At 71.3% G+C, this 16,623-nt stretch carries 17 protein-coding genes; 6 read left to right on the forward strand and 11 right to left on the reverse strand.

All coding sequences use genetic code 11. The annotated features are described in order from the left end of the window. Window positions 1–217: 217 nt before the first annotated feature. Window positions 218–874, forward strand: coding sequence for a GNAT family N-acetyltransferase (locus tag HHX31_RS15595; protein WP_169949001.1), 657 nt, complete (start codon window positions 218–220; stop codon window positions 872–874). A gap of 76 nt (window positions 875–950) precedes the next feature. On the opposite strand, the gene HHX31_RS15600 is transcribed toward HHX31_RS15595, so the two are convergent. Beyond that, window positions 951–1,493 (reverse strand): hypothetical protein, encoded by a 543-nt coding sequence (locus tag HHX31_RS15600; protein ID WP_169949002.1) that lies wholly within the window; start codon window positions 1,491–1,493, stop codon window positions 951–953. Between the two features lie 225 nt (window positions 1,494–1,718). Here HHX31_RS15600 and HHX31_RS15605 point away from each other — a divergent pair, with 225 nt between their 5' ends. After that, window positions 1,719–4,703, forward strand: coding sequence for an AfsR/SARP family transcriptional regulator (locus HHX31_RS15605; protein ID WP_169949003.1), 2,985 nt, complete (start codon window positions 1,719–1,721; stop codon window positions 4,701–4,703). Between the two features lie 259 nt (window positions 4,704–4,962). Here HHX31_RS15605 and HHX31_RS15610 read toward each other — a convergent pair whose 3' ends face one another. Genes HHX31_RS15610 through HHX31_RS15620 form a run of 3 tightly spaced genes read right to left on the reverse strand, consistent with a single transcriptional unit; the run spans window position 4,963 to window position 7,544 of the window. After that, window positions 4,963–6,441 (reverse strand): methyltransferase, encoded by a 1,479-nt coding sequence (locus tag HHX31_RS15610; protein WP_396711152.1) that lies wholly within the window; start codon window positions 6,439–6,441, stop codon window positions 4,963–4,965. Further along, window positions 6,442–7,032, reverse strand: coding sequence for a TetR/AcrR family transcriptional regulator (locus HHX31_RS15615; protein ID WP_169949004.1), 591 nt, complete (start codon window positions 7,030–7,032; stop codon window positions 6,442–6,444). Further along, the gene (locus HHX31_RS15620; protein WP_311931813.1) at window positions 7,029–7,544 is read right to left on the reverse strand and encodes a GNAT family N-acetyltransferase; all 516 of its coding nucleotides are present in this window, start codon (window positions 7,542–7,544) and stop codon (window positions 7,029–7,031) included. Before HHX31_RS15620 ends, HHX31_RS15615 begins: the two co-directional genes overlap by 4 nt. Before the next feature lie 95 nt (window positions 7,545–7,639). Here HHX31_RS15620 and HHX31_RS15625 point away from each other — a divergent pair, with 95 nt between their 5' ends. The 3 genes from HHX31_RS15625 to HHX31_RS15635 all read left to right on the forward strand — a co-directional run bounded on the left by HHX31_RS15625 (window position 7,640) and on the right by HHX31_RS15635 (window position 10,220). Next, complete coding sequence (locus tag HHX31_RS15625) at window positions 7,640–8,107, forward strand: helix-turn-helix domain-containing protein (protein ID WP_211589770.1); 468 nt, start codon at window positions 7,640–7,642, stop codon at window positions 8,105–8,107. A gap of 61 nt (window positions 8,108–8,168) precedes the next feature. Further along, complete coding sequence (locus HHX31_RS15630; RefSeq protein WP_169949007.1) at window positions 8,169–8,954, forward strand: SURF1 family protein; 786 nt, start codon at window positions 8,169–8,171, stop codon at window positions 8,952–8,954. Window positions 8,955–9,026: 72 nt separating this feature from the next. Continuing rightward, window positions 9,027–10,220, forward strand: a complete 1,194-nt coding sequence (locus HHX31_RS15635) for an amidohydrolase family protein (protein WP_211589771.1) — start codon at window positions 9,027–9,029, stop codon at window positions 10,218–10,220. Here HHX31_RS15635 and HHX31_RS15640 read toward each other — a convergent pair. The 3 genes from HHX31_RS15640 to HHX31_RS15650 all read right to left on the reverse strand — a co-directional run bounded on the left by HHX31_RS15640 (window position 10,217) and on the right by HHX31_RS15650 (window position 12,314). Continuing rightward, window positions 10,217–10,576: a YkvA family protein gene (locus HHX31_RS15640; protein WP_169949009.1), complete on the reverse strand. Its 360-nt coding sequence runs from the start codon at window positions 10,574–10,576 to the stop codon at window positions 10,217–10,219. The two genes, HHX31_RS15635 and HHX31_RS15640, sit on opposite strands and share 4 nt — an antisense overlap. Window positions 10,577–10,650: 74 nt before the next feature. After that, a complete protein-coding gene (locus HHX31_RS15645) occupies window positions 10,651–11,640 on the reverse strand; it encodes an LLM class F420-dependent oxidoreductase (RefSeq protein ID WP_211589772.1) in 990 nt (329 codons plus the stop codon). Window positions 11,641–11,666: 26 nt separating this feature from the next. Next, a complete protein-coding gene (locus HHX31_RS15650; RefSeq protein ID WP_311931814.1) occupies window positions 11,667–12,314 on the reverse strand; it encodes a TetR family transcriptional regulator in 648 nt (215 codons plus the stop codon). A 154-nt stretch (window positions 12,315–12,468) separates the two neighbouring features. On the opposite strand from HHX31_RS15650, the gene HHX31_RS15655 reads away from it, so the two are divergent. Continuing rightward, entirely contained in the window at window positions 12,469–13,068 is a 600-nt protein-coding gene (locus HHX31_RS15655; RefSeq protein WP_169949010.1) for a hypothetical protein, read from the forward strand. A 4-nt stretch (window positions 13,069–13,072) separates the two neighbouring features. Here the strand turns inward: HHX31_RS15655 and HHX31_RS15660 are convergent, their stop codons facing one another. From HHX31_RS15660 to recR, 4 genes are all read right to left on the reverse strand, one after another. After that, window positions 13,073–14,140, reverse strand: a complete 1,068-nt coding sequence (locus HHX31_RS15660) for an aspartate-semialdehyde dehydrogenase (RefSeq protein WP_169949011.1) — start codon at window positions 14,138–14,140, stop codon at window positions 13,073–13,075. After that, a complete protein-coding gene (locus HHX31_RS15665) occupies window positions 14,137–15,411 on the reverse strand; it encodes an aspartate kinase (protein ID WP_169949012.1) in 1,275 nt (424 codons plus the stop codon). Before HHX31_RS15665 ends, HHX31_RS15660 begins: the two co-directional genes overlap by 4 nt. 86 nt (window positions 15,412–15,497) lie before the next feature. Further along, window positions 15,498–16,028: a DUF5063 domain-containing protein gene (locus HHX31_RS15670; protein WP_169949013.1), complete on the reverse strand. Its 531-nt coding sequence runs from the start codon at window positions 16,026–16,028 to the stop codon at window positions 15,498–15,500. Continuing rightward, window positions 16,021–16,620, reverse strand: a complete 600-nt coding sequence (recR, locus tag HHX31_RS15675; RefSeq protein ID WP_169949014.1) for a recombination mediator RecR — start codon at window positions 16,618–16,620, stop codon at window positions 16,021–16,023. The genes HHX31_RS15670 and recR overlap by 8 nt, the downstream gene beginning before the upstream one ends. Window positions 16,621–16,623 lie beyond the last annotated feature (3 nt).

The raw sequence follows: 16,623 nt of genomic DNA on the forward strand, positions 1-16,623 counted from the left end.
ACCCGGGCGGCGACCATCCGCGACCGCCCGCCGCAGCCGCCTGCGGGGGCGGCCGGGCACTTGGCCAAATCTTTACCCTCGCCGACCGTCGCAGGAGCCCCTGATCACCCCTCTGACCTGCTGTTCCTTAACCATCCATCCCTCTTAACCGGACCCCCGCCAAGATGTCTCGTGTCATTTGGTATCAGGGGTGTGCGGTAGCCCTCATCATGTGCTCATGCCCGCTTTTGTCACCCTGTCCGGGCGCTCCGTGCGCCTGGAACCGCTCAGCCTCGCGGTGGTCGACGACCTCGTCGCCGCGGCGAGTGAAGACCGTTCTACGTACGCCTTCACTCGCGTTCCCGCCAGCCGGGAAGAGATGGTCTCCTATGTGGAGGCCTCCATGGCTGGGCAGGCGGAGGGCCGCACGCTGCCCTTCGCCATCCGGTGGCTGCACACCGACCGTGTGGTCGGTGCCACCCGTCTGATGAACCTGGAGTACTGGCAGGGCCCGATGCCCTGGCCGCCGGGGACGAAGGGCGCGGTGGGCGAGGTCCCGTCCGTCGCGGACATCGGGTACACCTGGCTCGCCGCGTCGGCCCAGGGCACCGGTGTCAACAGGGAGAGCAAGTATCTGCTGCTCTCCCTGGCCTTCGAGACCTGGCAGGTTCACCGGATCACCCTCAAGGCAGACGTACGCAACACCCGATCCCGGGTCGCCATCGAGGCCCTCGGCGCACATCTCGACGGTGTGCGACGGGCGGACAGCCGAGGCGCCGACGACACGGTCCGAGATACCGCGTACTACTCGATCCTGAGTCCTGAGTGGCCCGCCGTACGCGAACGTCTTCGCGCGAGGCTGGGCTTCGTGGAACCGGCGTCGGAAGCAGCGTGACCAGCCCATAGAAAACAGCGGCCCGTCCCGGGAGGGACGGGCCGCGTCATGCGGGGGCGCCGACGGGGGACGATCGTCAGGCGTCGTAGCCGTACTCGTCGTCGTAGGCGTTGTAGATGTCGCGCCAGTAGCCGCACTTGACGGGCTGGTTGCTGTACAGGCCGATCTGGCAGACCTTCGCCTGGACCTGGGCGACGTCGGAGCGCCAGAAGTTGATGGTCTTGTAGCCGCCGGCGCCGCAGTACTTGTACGACTTGTAGCTGGAGGACCAGTCGTCCTCGCCGTCGTCCCAGGACGACACCCGGAACTTGATGTACGCGCACTTGCCGCCGTGCCGGTAGGTGCGGCGGTCGTTGTCGTACAGCTTGCCGGTGATGCGGACCCGGTTCGACTCCTCGTCGTAGTACTTCACGTCGACGTAGCCCTTGGCCTTGGCGAGACGGTTGGAGGACCAGTAGGTGCCCCACCAGCCGTCGTAGTCCCAGTCGTTGTGGTGGGGGGAAGCGGAGGCGGCGGCGGTGGAGGTGGGGGCGGCGTTCGCGGCCGTCGCGAGGGCCGGCAGCCCGAGGCCGGCGACAGCGGTGGCGGCGGCGAGACCGAGGGTGATGGAGCGTCGCATTTCGGTTCTCCTGTTCGAGGACGATCCCCCGAGTCGGGGTGCGCTCGGGGTTGCACCTCAGTGATAGGCCCGCCCGCCTGCAATTCGCTTTCAACGCCCATGCCGTCGTTTGCAGGTCGCTTTCAAGTACCTGTACACAAATTGAACGACGCGCCCGGTCCTACTGCAGCCGCCCGGCACGATCTATCATTTGGTCGGAAATCTTGCCATTGGGAGACAGGTCACATGCCTGATCACGCCGCCGCGGACGGCCTGCGCTTCGCCGTGCTGGGCCCTGTCCTGGCCTGGCGTGACAGCGCGGAGCTCGATCTCGGCACGCCGTTGCAACGCTCCATCCTCGCCATGCTGCTGCTGCGGGAGGGACACGCGGTCACGCCGGACGAGATGATCGACGGCGTTTGGGGGGAGGAGGCGCCGCCGCGCGCGCTCGGCGCGCTGCGCACCTACGTGTCCCGCCTGCGCACCATCCTGGAGCCGGACCGGTCGCCGAGGACGCCGCCGCGGCTGCTGACCTCGGTGGGCCGGGGGTACGCGCTGCGGCTCGAACCCGCCCGGTTCGACCTCGCCGTCTTCGAGCGCGAGTGCGCCGCCGCCGATTCCGACCGCCGTACGGGCCAAGCGGAGGAGGCCGCCCAGCGGCTGCGTACCGCCCTGCGCCTGTGGTCGGGCGAACCACTGGCCGGCGCGGTCGGCCCGTACGCCGAGCACCAGCGCGGCCGGCTGGCCGAGCGCCGGATGAGCGCGGTCGAGACGCTCATCGAGCTCGACCTGGAGCTGGGCAGGCACGCGGAGATCATCTCCGAGCTGCTCGCGCTCGCCGCGCAACACCCGCTGCGCGAGCGGTTACGCGCCCAGCTCATGCTCGCCTACTACCGCTGCGGCAGGCAGGCAGAGGCGCTGTCGGTCTTCACCGAGACCAGGCAGGCGCTGGTGGAGGAGCTCGGCATCGAGCCCGGAGCCGAGCTGACCGGCCTGCACCGGCGGATCCTCGCCGCCGACCCCTCCCTCATCCACACACCCCCTCCCGTACGGCTCTCGCACCCGGACGGCCACGATGACGCCGCGGCGGCCGGGGCCACTCCCGCGATCGAGATGCCGAGACCGGCGCAGCTGCCCGCGGCGGTCTCCGACTTCACCGGACGCACCCGCCTGGTGCACCGGCTGCTCGCGCTGCTCCGCGGAGAAGGGTCGGGGGAGGGCGTGCCGATCGCCGCGATGTCGGGCATCGGCGGCGTGGGCAAGACCACCCTGGCCGTCCATGTGGCCCATCTCGCCGGGGACCTGTTCCCCGACGGACAGCTCTACGCCGACCTCCGCGGATATGGCGCCGAGCCGACCGCGCCCGAGACGGCGCTGGTCGCGTTCCTGCGCGCGCTGGGCATCCCGATGGACGTGATCCCCGACGGCCTGGCCGAGCGCTCCGCGCTGTTCCGTTCGCTGCTCGCCGAGCGCAGGATGCTGGTGCTGCTCGACAACGCCCGCGACGCCGAGCAGGTCGAGCACCTGCTGCCCGGCTCACCCGGCTGCGCGGCGATCATCACCAGCCGCGGCAAGCTTGCCGACCTGCCCGCGGCCCGGCTCGTCGACCTCGACGTGATGGAGCCGGAGGAGGCGCTGTCGCTGCTCGCGGCGGTCGCGGGCCCCGACAGGGTGGCGGCGGAACGGGCCGCCGCCATGGACGTGGTCGCCGCCTGCGGTTTCCTGCCGCTGGCCGTGCGCATCGTCGCCGCGAGGCTCGCCTCCCGCCCGTCGTGGACGGTGGCCTCACTGGTCCCCAGGCTCGCGGACGAGCGCCGCCGCCTGGACGAGATGAAGATCGGCAACCTGGCGGTCTCTGCGACGTTCGCGCTCGGTTACGGCCAGTTGGACGCCCGGCAGGCGCGGGCGTTCCGGCTGCTCTCGCTGCCCGCGGGCTCGGACATCTCGGCCCTGGCGGCGGCGGCCGTGCTCGGCCTCACCCCGGCGGAGGCCGAGGACGTGATCGAGTCGCTGGTCGACGCCAGCCTGCTGGAGGCTCCCGCGCGGGGCCGCTACCGTTTCCACGACCTGCTCAAACTGTTCGCCCGGCGTCAGGCGGAGGACGCGGAGGAGCCGGAGTCGCGCGCGCTCGCCCTGCGGCGGCTGCTCGGTTTCTACCTGGCCTCGGCGGGCGCGGCCCACCGGCTGGCCTACGAGGGCAGCGCGATCGCCGAGGCCCTCACGGACCTGGGCGTGCTCGGCCATTCCTTCTCCTCCGCCGACGAGGCCGTGGCCTGGATGTCGGCGGAGGCCGAGGACATCTTCGGAGCCGTGGCCCAGGCGTACGAGTCGGGCGGCAACCTGCTCGCGGCGGCCGACCTGCTGCTTGCGCTCGAGCCGCTGCTGGAGGCGGGCACCAGCCAGCGCGAGTTCGAGCAGCGCACCTCCGCGCTGCTCACAGCGGCCCATCGGGCCGGCGAGCGGCGCGGCGAGATGCGCTGCCGCTACGTCCTCGGGCGGGCGCTTTTCGGGGCGAACCGGCTGGCCGAGGCCGAGTCGCACTTCCTCGCCGCGCGGGCGCTCGGCGAGGAGACCGGCGACCACATCGTGCTGGGTGAGACCTGCAACGCGCTGGCGGTCGTCGCGGGCCGGCGCCGGCGCCACACCGAGGCGCTCGAATGGTTCGACCGGGCAACGGCGGTCTACCGAGAGGTGGGCAACCCCGCGGGAGAGGCGCTGGCGTCGTGCTACTCGGCCCGCGACCACCTGGGCCTCGGGCGGCCCGACGAGGCCATCGCCGCGGCCGAGCGCGGGCTCGCGGTCTTCTCCGAGATCGGCAGCGGCGCGGGAACGGCGCGGGCCCGCTACCACCTGGGCAACGTGCTGTCGCATGTCGGGCGGCTCAACGAGGCCGTCGTCCACCACGCCGAGTGCCTGACCTTCTTCCGGGCGAGCAACCAGAGGGTCTGGGAGCAGCGGGTCTGCTACCGGCTGGCCGCCACGTTCATCGCCGCCGGGCGGTTCGCGGAGGCCGCCAGGCACGCCGAGCAGGCGCTGACCGTGAGCCGCGAGATCACCCACCCGTACGGCGAGGCGCAGTCACTGGCCGCCCTCGGCAAGGCCCTGGCGAGCCTCGGGGAGACCGGCAGGGGCAGGCAGGCCCTGGTCAAGGCCCTCGACATCTTCACCAGGCTCGGTTCCCCCGAGGCCGACGACATCGGCGCGCTGCTGGCCGAACAGGTCGAGACCTGAGCCGAGCCGCGGGTCGTCGTCGAGCCTGCTCATCCGAACATGGTTGATCACAGCGAATACCCGTCTTCGTCTCTGGGCCGGTAATCGCCCGGCCGGCCGCCCGTCGTCACTGGGACGCGCAGGGGGCCCGGATCCTTACCGGTGCGCCCCGTGACGACTCGCCGCCTCACGTCGGCGACCGGCCGGGCTTCCCGAGCGGGCTCCGAACCCCCCCGAAGTCCGCTCAGGACCACTGTCCACCCGGCCGTTCAAACTCCGATCAACGTGGGCTTGCAACGTCGAGGAAGCCCTCGGCGATCAGCGGGCGCAGCGCGGCGGGAGCCCGCCCGATCACGTCGCCGGGGTCCTCTCCGGTCAGCTCGGCGATGGCGGCGAGCAGCGGCCGCGTGGGCAGGTCGCCGTCGCACACGCCGGCCAGGGCCGCCTCCACCGTCCCCACGGTGACCGTACGACGCGCGCCCCTGGTCTGCCGCAGGACGATACGGGAGGGGTCGTCGGCGCCGGGCGGGCCGACGCGCTCCTCCACCACTCCCTCCGCCGGCTTCAGGCGCGCGTCGAGCAGGTCCTCGTCGGACAGTTCGTGGGCGGTGCGCGCCGCGCGCAGGACCGCCTCGACCAGCGCGCCGGAGGGCGGCTCGACCGGCTGCCTCATCTCCTCCACCCGCACGAGCGGGCTCACCGACCCGGAGTCGTGCAGGGCGATCCAGCCGAAGCCGACGCCGGTCACGTCCATCGACTCGAACCAGGCGAGCCACTCGTCGTAGCGCTCGCGGTAGGCCGACGTGCCGTGCTCCGCGGAGTCGCGCAGCCACAGCTCGACGTACTCGGCCGGGTCCTGCACGTCGCGCTGCACGGCCCAGCCGTCGCAGCCGGTCTCCGTGAGCCAGCCGCCCACCCTGTCCTGCCAGTCCTCGCCCTTCACGTGCAGCCAGTTGGCGAGGAAGCGCGCCCGGCCGCCCTGGGCGAGGTGCCGGGGGGTGCGGTGCACGAGGTCGCGGCAGAACTCGTCGCCCCGCCCGCCGGCCTCTCGGTAGGTGTATCTGGCCTCGGGCGCGATGACGAACGGGGGGTTGGACACCACGAGGTCGAACCGCTCGCCGTCCACGGGCTCGTACATCGAGCCCTCGCGCGCCTCGACGCCGGTCACGCCGGACAGGCCCCAGCTGAGGCGGGCCAGCCGCAGCGCCCTGCGGTTCACGTCGGTCGCGACGATGCGCTCCGCCCTGCTCGCCAGGTGCAGCGCCTGCACGCCGCAGCCGGTGCCGAGGTCGAGCGCCCGCTCGACCGGCGCGGTCCAGCCGAGCTGGGCGAGGTTGGCCGAGGCGCCGCCCGCTCCCACCACGTGGTCGGGCCGCAGTGAGGGGTCACCGGGCCGCACCTTCCTGTCGGACACCACGTACGCCGTGTCGCCGGTGCCGGTGTCCCACGGCTGCAGGTGCACGGTGGCCTGTACGGAGTCGCCCAGGCGCACCAGCAGCCCGGTCTCGATGAGGTCCTGCAGCGGGAGGTCGGCGGCGGCCATGCTCACCGGGGCGCCGAGCCACCACAGGCGGATCAGCGCGGCGAGGGGGTCGGCGTCCCTGGTTGCGCGCAGCGCGGGCACGATCTCCTCGCGGGCCAAGGCGGAGGCGGCCATGTCGCCCAGCCGCTCACGCACGCCGTCGATCGTGTAACCGGTTTCCACGAACCTCTCACGAAGCCGCCGGACCAGGTCGGAAGGGGCGTCCACAGATCGAATCTACGGCATCTTGAGGCTGTTCCAGGCGGCCTCGCCCATGTCGGCGATCTCCTCCCGCGTGGGCTGGTGCGCGCCGCTGAACCACAGGCGGCACATCTCCTGCGCGGGGCCGAGCCACAGCACGTAGCACATCGTGGCGGGGACGGGACGGAGCACGCCGTCCTTCATGTGCGGCCGCCACCACTCGGCGACCTGCCGGAAGAAGTCGCGCCGCGACTCCGCGACCTCCGGGCCGCCCGGCTCGTTGCGCCGGGGCGGCCGCTCGCTGATCAGCAGGCGGGCCCGTTCCGGATGCTCGCCGCACCACGCCATGTGCATCGCGACGATCGCCTCGATGCCGGCGCGGGCGTCCTCGTGGCGGACGAGTTCGCCGACGAACGCGGCCTGGTACATGTCGAGGATCTCGGCGTAGAGCACGCCGAAGACGTGCTCCTTGCTCGTGAAGTGGTGATAGAAGCTGCCCACGCTGACGCCGCTCTCCTGCCGGAGGCTGGCCAGGGTGGTGGCCGAGACGCCGCTCTGGCTGAACCTGCGCAGGGCGCCCTCGATGATCCTGGCCCTGCCGTCCCGCGCGCTTTTCGCGTTCTTCACATAGTCAATGGTGAACCAACAGAACCTTGTTCTGCAAACGCGAGGCGGGCTTTGATCTCGACGGACGTGCCGAGAGTGTCGATTGTGGCAGAGGGCCACATCCTCCGCACCATTTCCAGCACTCGCCTGTTCTGGGCCATGACGTCCATGCCGACCACGACAGCGCCGCGTACGGACGCCCGGCGCAGGAGGGTGCGCACGAGCCCGGAACCCACGCCGAGGCCCTGCCAGCGGTCGTCCACCACGAGCGCGATCTCCACCTCGACTCCGCCGGCGCCGTCGGACAGGTGGCTCATGGCGTGCCCGATGACGGCGTCGCCGCGCAGCGCGAGCAGCGCGTCCCGCCGCTCGTCGCCTGCGACCATGGCGCGCACCAGGCTCGCGCTCGGCCTGCCGGGGCCCAGGAAGAAGCGGTTCGTCAGCGTCGCCCCCGACAGTCCCTCCAGGAAGAGCCGCACCCGCTCCTCGTCCTCGCCGGGGCGTGCCGCGCGGATGTCCACGGCGGGTCTCACCTGAGTTCCAAGCATGGACTCAGGGTTCCGTACGATAGCTGAGTCTGTCAACTAGACTTAGATGTCGGCGGGAGGTTGCGGTTACGATGCGCGACATGCGGCGTTATCGGGTGGACAACTGCTCCATCGAGCGAACCCTCGCCGTGGTGGGCGAGAAGTGGACGTTCCTCGTCCTCCGTGAGGCGTTCAACGGCATCCGGCGTTTCGCCGACCTGCAGACGCGCACCGGCGCCCCCCGGCAGGTGCTCAGCGCGCGGCTGTCGCGGCTCGTCGACGAGGGACTGCTGCGCAAGGTGCCCTACCAGGAGCCCGGCCAGCGCCAGCGCGACGAGTACCGGCTCACGCAGAAGGGCCTCGACCTCTACCCGATCATGATCGCGCTCATGCACTGGGGCGACCGCTACCTGGCCGATCCCGAGGGCCCGCCGGTCGTGGTGAGCCACCGCGACTGCGGCGCGCCCATCGCGCTGCACCTCGTGTGCGAGGACGGCCACGAGATCGGCGGCCCGCGCGAGGTCACTCCCCATCCGGGTCCCGGCGCCCGGCTGAGCACCCCCGCCTGAGACACCGCCTGAGACACCGCCTGAGAGCAGGACCACTCGTGGCGCTGCCTAGGCTGGTGGCGTGTACCGGTTCCTCCTCACGCGCCGCTGGGTCGGGCTGCATCTGCTCGTGCTCGCGCTGATCCCCGCCTTCTTCTTCCTGGGGACCTGGCAGTGGGGGCGGTTCGAGGAACGGTCGGCCTCCAGCGCCAGGATCACCGCCAACCTCGCCGCCGCTCCCGTGCCCATCGAGCGGCTGGACCGGCCAGGCGCCGCCGTGCCGGAGAAGGACAGGTACCGCCTCGTCACCGTCACCGGCCGCTACGACACCGCCCACGAGTTCGTGGTGCGCAGGCGCACCCTCAACACCCGGGTCGGTTTCCACGTGGTCACCCCCCTCGTCACGCCGCAGGGCGCCGTGCTGGTGAACCGTGGCTGGGTCCCCGCCGGGGCCACCGCCGACGCGCATCCGCAGGTGCCCGCGCCGCCCCCGGGGGAGGTGACCGTCACGGGACGGCTCCGCCCCGGCGAGACCAGGGAGAACACCGGCATCAGGAACCGGTCCGGGCTGCCCACCGGCCAGATCCTGCTGATCGACACGCCCGCCCTCGCCAAGGGCCTGCCGTACGAGGTCTTCGGGGGGTTCGTCGAACTGACCGCCCAGACGCCCGCGGCGGCCGACGCGCCGGAACTGCTTCCTCCGCCGGACGTCGGCGGCGGAGGCGGCCTCAACCTGGCGTACGCCGTGCAGTGGTGGCTGTTCATCGGCATCGCGGTGGGCGGCTGGGTGCTGCTGATCCGCCGCGAGGCCCGCGATCTCCGGGCGGAGCGGGAGTCACAGGAAGTGACCGTACGCGCCGCAAGGTGAGCGAACGGATACCAACCGGAGACCTCGCAGCTTGTACGGTGTTATCCCTTGGCCCTACCGTTTACTACCGTGATGACGCCGCTGCATACCGACCCGGAGCCGAGGCGGCGGGACTTCGTGATCATCTCGGTCGATGATCACCTGATCGAGCCGGCCGATCTCTTCGAGGACCGCCTTCCCGAGAAGTACAAGGATCTCGCGCCCAAGGTCGTGGAGACCGACGCGGGCCACCAGGTCTGGCGGTACGGCGGCGCCACCTACCCCTGTGCGGGGCTGGACGTGGGCGCGGGCCTGCCCAAGGAACAGTGGACGCTCGATCCCGTCCGCTTCGAGGACATGCGTCCGGGCTGCTACGACATCGAGGCCCGCGTCGGCGACATGGACCGTGCCGGGATCTGGGCGGCCCTGTGCTTCCCGGGCATGCTCGCGAGCCAGGCGGGGATCACGTTCGGCCGCACCCGCGACCAGGACCTCGGGCTCGCGCTCGTACGGGCCTGGAACGACTGGCACGTCGACGTGTGGGCGGGCACCTACCCCGAGCGGATGATCGCGCTCCAGCTGCCCTGGCTCCCCGATCCCGAGATCGCGGCGAAGGAGATCAGGGCCAACGCCGCGCGCGGGTTCAAGGCCGTCGTGTTCCCCGAGTTCCCGACCCGGCTGCGGCTTCCGTCGATCCACAGCCGCCACTGGGACCCGTTCTTCGCCGCCTGCGAGGAGACTGGGACGGTCGTGTGCCTGCACACCGGCGCGTCGTCCTGGGCGCCGGTGCCGTCGCCCGACACGCCGGTCGAGGCGATCACCACGCTGATCCCGGCGAGCGCGATGTTCGCCTGCGCCGACTGGCTGTGGTCGGGGGTGGCGCTGCGCTTCCCCAAGCTGCGCGTCCTCATCGTGGAGGGCGGCGTCGGGTGGCTGCCGATGCTGGCCGAGCGGGCCGACTACGCGCTCGACCACCCGGTCGACGGCGACCCGACCTGGGAGGGCGGCCTGAAGCCCAGCGAGGTGCTGCGCCGCAACTTCTTCTTCGGCACGCTCGACGACAGCGCGCTGAGCTCGGTGCGGCTCGCCGTCGGCATGGAGCGGGTGATGCTGGAGAGCGGCTACCCGCGCGCGGAGTCCTCCTGGCCCGACACCCAGCGCACGGTGGCCCGCAACCTCGGCAGCCTGCCCCCCGCCGACATCGCCAGAGTCTCGTACGGCAACGCCGCCCGGCTGTTCGGCCACCCCCTGCCCTCGCGGGCCTGGCTGCGGCAGGAACAGCTCTAGGGAGCGGGAGTGCCGGGCACGACCCGGTGCCGGCGGTCGCGGTCGTGCTCCCACTCGACGAACTGGCCGCTCTCGCCGAGCAGCGCGGTCGCCAGCCAGAGGAACACGCCGAAGTCGTCGACGACCCCGATGCCCAGGAGGAATTCGGGGACGACGTCGATCGGCGACACGATGTACGCCACGGCCATGCCGAGCATGGCGATCTTGCCCTTGGTCAGGCCTGGGTAGTCGCCCCGCAGCGCGGCCTTGAGCATCCGGGGCACGGCCCGGAGGCGGGACCCGAGCCGCGGCGCGCCCGGCTTGGAGACCTCGCGGTAGGCGCGCCAGGTGGCCGCCGCACGTCCTGCCTTCACCATGAGGACACCTCCAGGGGGACACCTCTGCCCGCATTGCCGTCCCGTTAACGTCCGGCGGCGCTCCCCCGGTTCCTTCAGCCCGCCGGCGCCAGCGCCCGTACGGTGTCGGCGAGCGGCAGGTCGCCTCCGGCCAGCGGGGCGAGCACGGGTGTGTCCAGCCCGGCGGCCACGTACTCCCTGACGCGGGCGCGGCACGCCGCCGCGTCGCCGTGCACGACGAGATCGTCGACGACCTCGTCGGGGATCTCCTTCAGCGCGGTCTTCCTGTCGCCGGCGGCCCACGCCACCCGCATGGGCCGCAGCAGCTCCCCACGGCCCAGCCACTCGTGGAAGGCCGCGTACACCGGCACGGTGAGATAGGCGGCCAGCAGCCGGCGGCCGATCTCCCTGGCCTTCGCGGCGTCCTCCGTCACGACGACGAACAGCCGCGCGGTCAGCTCGGTCTCCGCCCCCAGCTCGGCCCGGACCTTCCGCACGTCCTCGGGCGAGACCCAGTTGGTGATCGCGCCGTCGGCCTCGCGCGCGGCCAGGCGGAGCATGCCGGGGCGCAGCGCGGCCAGCGCGATCCTCGGCGGCGTCGCGGGGGCCTTCTCCAGCCGGAATCCCTTCACCGCGAAGGTCTCGTAGCTTTCCGTGACCTTCTCCCCCGCGAGCGCCGCCCGCAGGAAGCGCAGCGTGTCGCGGACCCGCGCGTACGGCTTGTCGAACTCGCCGGCGTTCCAGTTGCCCACGATGACCGGGGACGACGCGCCGATGCCCAGCACGAACCTGCCGGGGGCGAGCCCGGCCAGCGTGGCGGCCGACATCGCCAGCAGGGCGGGGCCGCGCGTGTAGACGGGGATGATCGCGGTGCCCAGGCGCAGGGACGGCGCCCATTCTGCCGCCAGGGCCAGCGGGACGAACCCGTCCGTGCCGCCCACCTCGGCCGACCACGCGTCGGTGTAGCCCAGCGCGGGTAACTCGGCCACGAGCTCCCTCGACTCGAACGGCGTCTGCCCGAAGAACGGAATCGTCATGCCCCAGCGGTCCACGGCCACCCCTTCCAAGGTCTCGACCTTGACCATACCAACCGGACGGTATGGAGCGGCGGTCACGCCCGCAGCTCGTGGACGACCTCGATGAGCTCCCTGGCCACGCCCTTGATGCCGGGCAGATGCGACAGGCCGACCAGGCGGTCGACGAGCGGGACCACCCGGTCGATCAGCCGGTAGGTCCGCGCGCACCCCGGCGACTTGTCGTGGACCCAGAAGAGCACGACGCCCATCCACAGCAGCCACAGCAGTTCGGGAAGCTCCTCGCGCAGTTCGTCGTCCATGCGCCCGGCCGACCCCTCGACCACCTCCCGGTAGAGCGCGACCGCCGACTCGCGCGCGGGCGCCGACTCGGCGCTGAACGGGCTCAGCGGGTTGCTCGGCTCCGCCGCGTGCTTGAAGAACTTCACCGCGAACTCGTGATAGGGCTCGGAGATCCGCACCCACTCCCGCAGCACTCCCCCGAGCCGCCCCGCGAACGACCGCTCCGCGGCGAACACCTCGCGGCACGCCGCCTCGTGCGTCGTCTGCGCTCGGTCGTAGTACGCCTGGATCAACTGCTCCTTGGACCTGAAGTAGTAGTAGGCGTTGCCCACGGACACGCCCGCCTCCGCGGCGATGGCGCGCATGGTGGTCGCCTCGTACCCCCGCTCCCTGAACAATCGGAGGGCCGTCTCGACGATCAGCTCCCGTGTCTTCTCGGCCACGCTGGTCACTGTACGGGTCAGGCCCGTGTCCGGTCATGAACCGACAAGATGATCGACGCGTCGCGGCAAACCACCTCGTGGCGACGGGCGGACCGGTCGCCGGATGTGGCAAGAGAGATCACAGCCCCCGTCGTCGACCGAGGAAACGAGACTCTTGTACGTCCGCCCGTCATGGCGTGGGCTGGCCGGCGTCAGCACCGCCGTCCTGATCTCCCTGCCCATGCAGAACGACAGGGACCCCGCGCCGCCGCCGCTCCAGGCTCCCGCCGTGGCGGCTCCGCCGCGGGAGGTGACCCTCCCGCCGCTGCTGGCAGGCACGTTCGTCGCCACCGTGCGGGCCTGGGAGGCCGCGGCGGCGCACGCGCGGCTCCCGCACGAGGACGCGGCGGACCTGCTGCTCGGCGCCGGGGTGCGCAGGAAGTCGAGCGGCGGCTGCGCCGACCGCGACCGGCCCCGCTGCACGTCGCTCCAGGCGATCAGGTACGGCACGCTGAGGCGCGTCATCGACCTGCGCCGGGCCAGCGGCTGCCCGGTGACGATCACCGGCGGCACCGAGCACGGCCACGCCGCCGGCCGCTACAGCCACGGCAACGGCTACAAGGTGGATCTCGCCCACAACCCGTGCCTCGACGCGTACGTCACCAGGACCGGCCGTCACTGGCGCGAACGCGCGGACGGCGCGACGCTGTACCGCGCCGCGCCGTCTGACGTGTGGGCGGACGAGCCCACCCACTGGGACGTGCTGTTCCGCTGAGCGCCTACGCGAACTCGGTCGCGACCAGCGCGGCGATCTCGGCGGTGTTCAGCGCCGCGCCCTTGCGGAGGTTGTCCCCGCACACGAACAGGTCGAGCGTGTTCGGGAAGTCGAGCGCCTGGCGGATCCGGCCGACGTAGGTCGGGTCGGTGCCGACGACGTCCGCCGGGGTGGGGAACACGCCGTTCGCGGGGTCGTCGAGCACCACGACGGTCGGCGCGGCCTCCAGGATCGCCCGGGCGCCCTCGACCTCGACGTCCCGCTCGAACGTCGCGTGGACGGCCAGCGAGTGAGTGGTCACCACGGGGACGCGGACGCAGGTCGCCGAGACCTTCAGGTCCGGGATGCCGAGGATCTTGCGCGACTCGTTGCGGACCTTCAGCTCCTCCGAGGTCCAGCCGCCGTCCTTGAGCGAGCCCGCCAGCGGCACCACGTTGAGCGCCAGCGGAGCGGGGAACGGCGAGCCGGCCAGGTCGGGCACGGCCTTGCGCACGTCGCCCGCCACGGTGCCCATCGTCAGGTCGCCGGCCACGGCCTCGATCTCGGCGTAGAGCCGCTCGGGCCCGGCCACGCCCGCGCCGGACACCGCCTGGTAGGAGGACACCACCAGCTCGCGCAGGCCGTACTCGCGGTGCAGGGCGCCCATCGCGGCCATCATCGACAGCGTGGTGCAGTTGGGGTTCGAGATGATCCCCTTGGGCCGGTTGCGGGCCTGCTCGGGGTTGCACTCCGGCACCACGAGCGGCACGTCGGGGTCCATCCGGAAGGCGCCGGAGTTGTCCACGGCCACCGCGCCGCGCGCGGCGGCGATCGGCGCCCACTCGGCGGAGACCTCGTCGGGCACGTCGAACATCGCGATGTCGACGCCGTCGAACGCCTCAGGCGACAGCGCCCGCACGACGACGTCCTCGCCGCGCACGCTCAGCACCTTGCCCGCCGAACGCGGCGAGGCGATCAGCCGGATCTCGCCGTACGCGTCGGACAGGTCGCGGCGGTTCGTCAGGATGTCGAGCATGACGGTGCCGACGGCCCCGGTCGCGCCGACGACTGCGAGGGTGGGCTTGCGGCTCATCGTCCGGTACCTCCGTACACAACAGCTTCAACCTGGTCGGCGTCGAGGTCGAACGCGCGGTGGGCGGCGGCGACCGCGGTGTCCACCTCGTTCTGTCCCACGACGACGGAGATGCGGATCTCCGAGGTCGAGATCATCTCGATGTTGACTCCGGCGTCGGCCAGCGCGCCGAAGAACCTGGCGGTGACCCCCGGGTGCGAGCGCATGCCCGCGCCGATCAGGGACACCTTGCCGATCTGGTCGTCGTACAGCAGCGACTCGAAGGCGACCTGGTTCTGGATCTTCTTCAGTGCCGTCAGGGCCGTCTGGCTGTCGTTGGCCGGCAGCGTGAAGGAGATGTCCGTACGGCCGGTGGCCGCGGCCGAGACGTTCTGCACGATCATGTCGATGTTGATCTCGGCGTCGGCCAGCGTGCGGAAGATGGCGGCGGCCTCTCCGACCTTGTCGGGCACCCCGACCACAGTGATCTTGGCCTCGCTCCGGTCGTGCGCGACCCCGGAGATGATGGGCTGCTCCACTTCGGTTCCTTCGCTGTAGGGGTCGGAGACGACCCAGGTGCCTTCCCTCGTACTGAACGAGCTTCTGACGTGAATCGGCAGGTCGAACCTGCGGGCGTACTCCACGCAGCGCAGATGCAGGATCTTGGCGCCGCAGGCCGCCATCTCCATGGCCTCGTCGTAGGAGATCCGCGGGATCTGCCGCGCCGAGCGGACGATGCGGGGATCGGCGGTGTAGATGCCGTCCACGTCGGTGTAGATCTCACAGACGTCCGCGCCGAGCGCCGCCGCGAGGGCGACGGCCGTGGTGTCGGAACCACCCCGGCCAAGCGTCGTGATGTCCTTGCTGTCCTGCGAGACGCCCTGGAACCCGGCCACGATCGCGATCTGACCGGCGTCGACGGCCTCCTGTATGCGGCTGGGCGTCACGTCGATGATGCGCGCCTTGCCGTGCGTCGAGTCGGTGATGACCCCGGCCTGCGAGCCGGTGAAACTGCGCGCCTCGTGACCGAGGTTGGCGATCGCCATCGCGAGCAGCGCCATCGAGATCCGCTCACCCGAGGTGAGCAGCATGTCGAGTTCGCGGCCGGGCGGCAGCGGCGACACCTGCTGGGCCAGGTCGAGCAGTTCGTCGGTGGTGTCGCCCATCGCGGACACCACCACGACGACGTCGTTGCCCGCTTTTTTCGTCGCGACGATCCGCTGGGCGACCCGCTTGATGCAGGACGCGTCGGCTACGGAGGAACCACCGTACTTTTGCACAACGAGCGCCACTGGAATCTCCAACGAATCAGGACGTGGAGCTCACAGTGTACTTGGACGCCCCAAACCAAGACCGACGGAGACCAGCATGTGGACGGTCAGACCGCCGTGCCCTCTTCGACCACGTCGAGCCGAGTGTGCGCGACCAACGCCTGCAGGGCCCGCAACGCCGCGCCGGCGTGGTTGCCCCAGGTGTTGAAGTAAGAGTACTGCCACCACCACAGCGCCTCGAGCGGACGGCCCGCCCGGTAGTGCCGCAGCCCGTGGATGAGGTCGGCCGCCACCGCCGTGAGATCGTCAGACAGCCGGTACGGCGTGACCACCGTGTCCTTGTAGGGGTCGAACACCTCGGCGTAGTCGTCCACCGGGCCGAGCCGCGCGGCGAGAGCCGTACGGAGGGGGTCGATGTCGGGGTCGTCGCTCAGCGCGGGTTCCACGTTGCCCTGCAGGATCACGTCCTGGGCGGCCCCGAGCTGGGTGCCGGCGAGACTGACCTGGGCCACCTCCACCAGGAGCAGCGGAAGCGTCGCGTCGCCGCCCTCACCGCCGGCCAGGCGGGTGAGGCCGTCGACGAAGTTCTGCGCGTGTCCTGCGACACGTGCGGCCAGGTCGTTCCACTCGTCAGACATCCAGCAGCCTCCGTCCTTCGAAAGCGCGGCCCAAGGTGACCTCGTCGGCGTACTCGAGATCACCGCCCACAGGCAGACCGCTGGCCAGTCGGGTCACTTTCAGTTGCAGGGGCTTGACGAGCCTGGCCAGGTAGGTGGCCGTCGCCTCGCCCTCAAGATTCGGATCGGTCGCGAGGATCAGCTCGGTCACCCGGCCGTCGGCCAGCCGTGTCATCAGCTCGCGAATCTTCAGGTCGTCAGGGCCTATGCCGTCGATCGGGCTGATCGCCCCGCCGAGCACGTGGTAGCGACCACGGAACTCGCGGGTCCGCTCGATCGCCACCACGTCCTTCGACTCCTCGACCACGCAGATCACGTGCGGATCGCGCCGCTGGTCCCGGCAGATCCGGCACTCCTCCTCCTCGGCCACGTTTCCGCAGACGCGGCAGAAGCGCACCTTCTCCTTCACTTCGAGCAGGGCGTGCGCGAGCCGCTTGACGTCGGCCGGGTCGGCCGCGAGGAGGTGGAACGCGATCCGCTGCGCGCTCTTGGGACCGACGCCGGGCAGCAGCCCGAGCTCGTCGATCAGGTTCTGGACGACCCCTTCGTACATGGT

It is taken from the genome of Microbispora sp. H11081 (assembly GCF_012999535.1).
In the GTDB taxonomy this organism is placed as follows: Bacteria; Actinomycetota; Actinomycetes; order Streptosporangiales; family Streptosporangiaceae; genus Microbispora.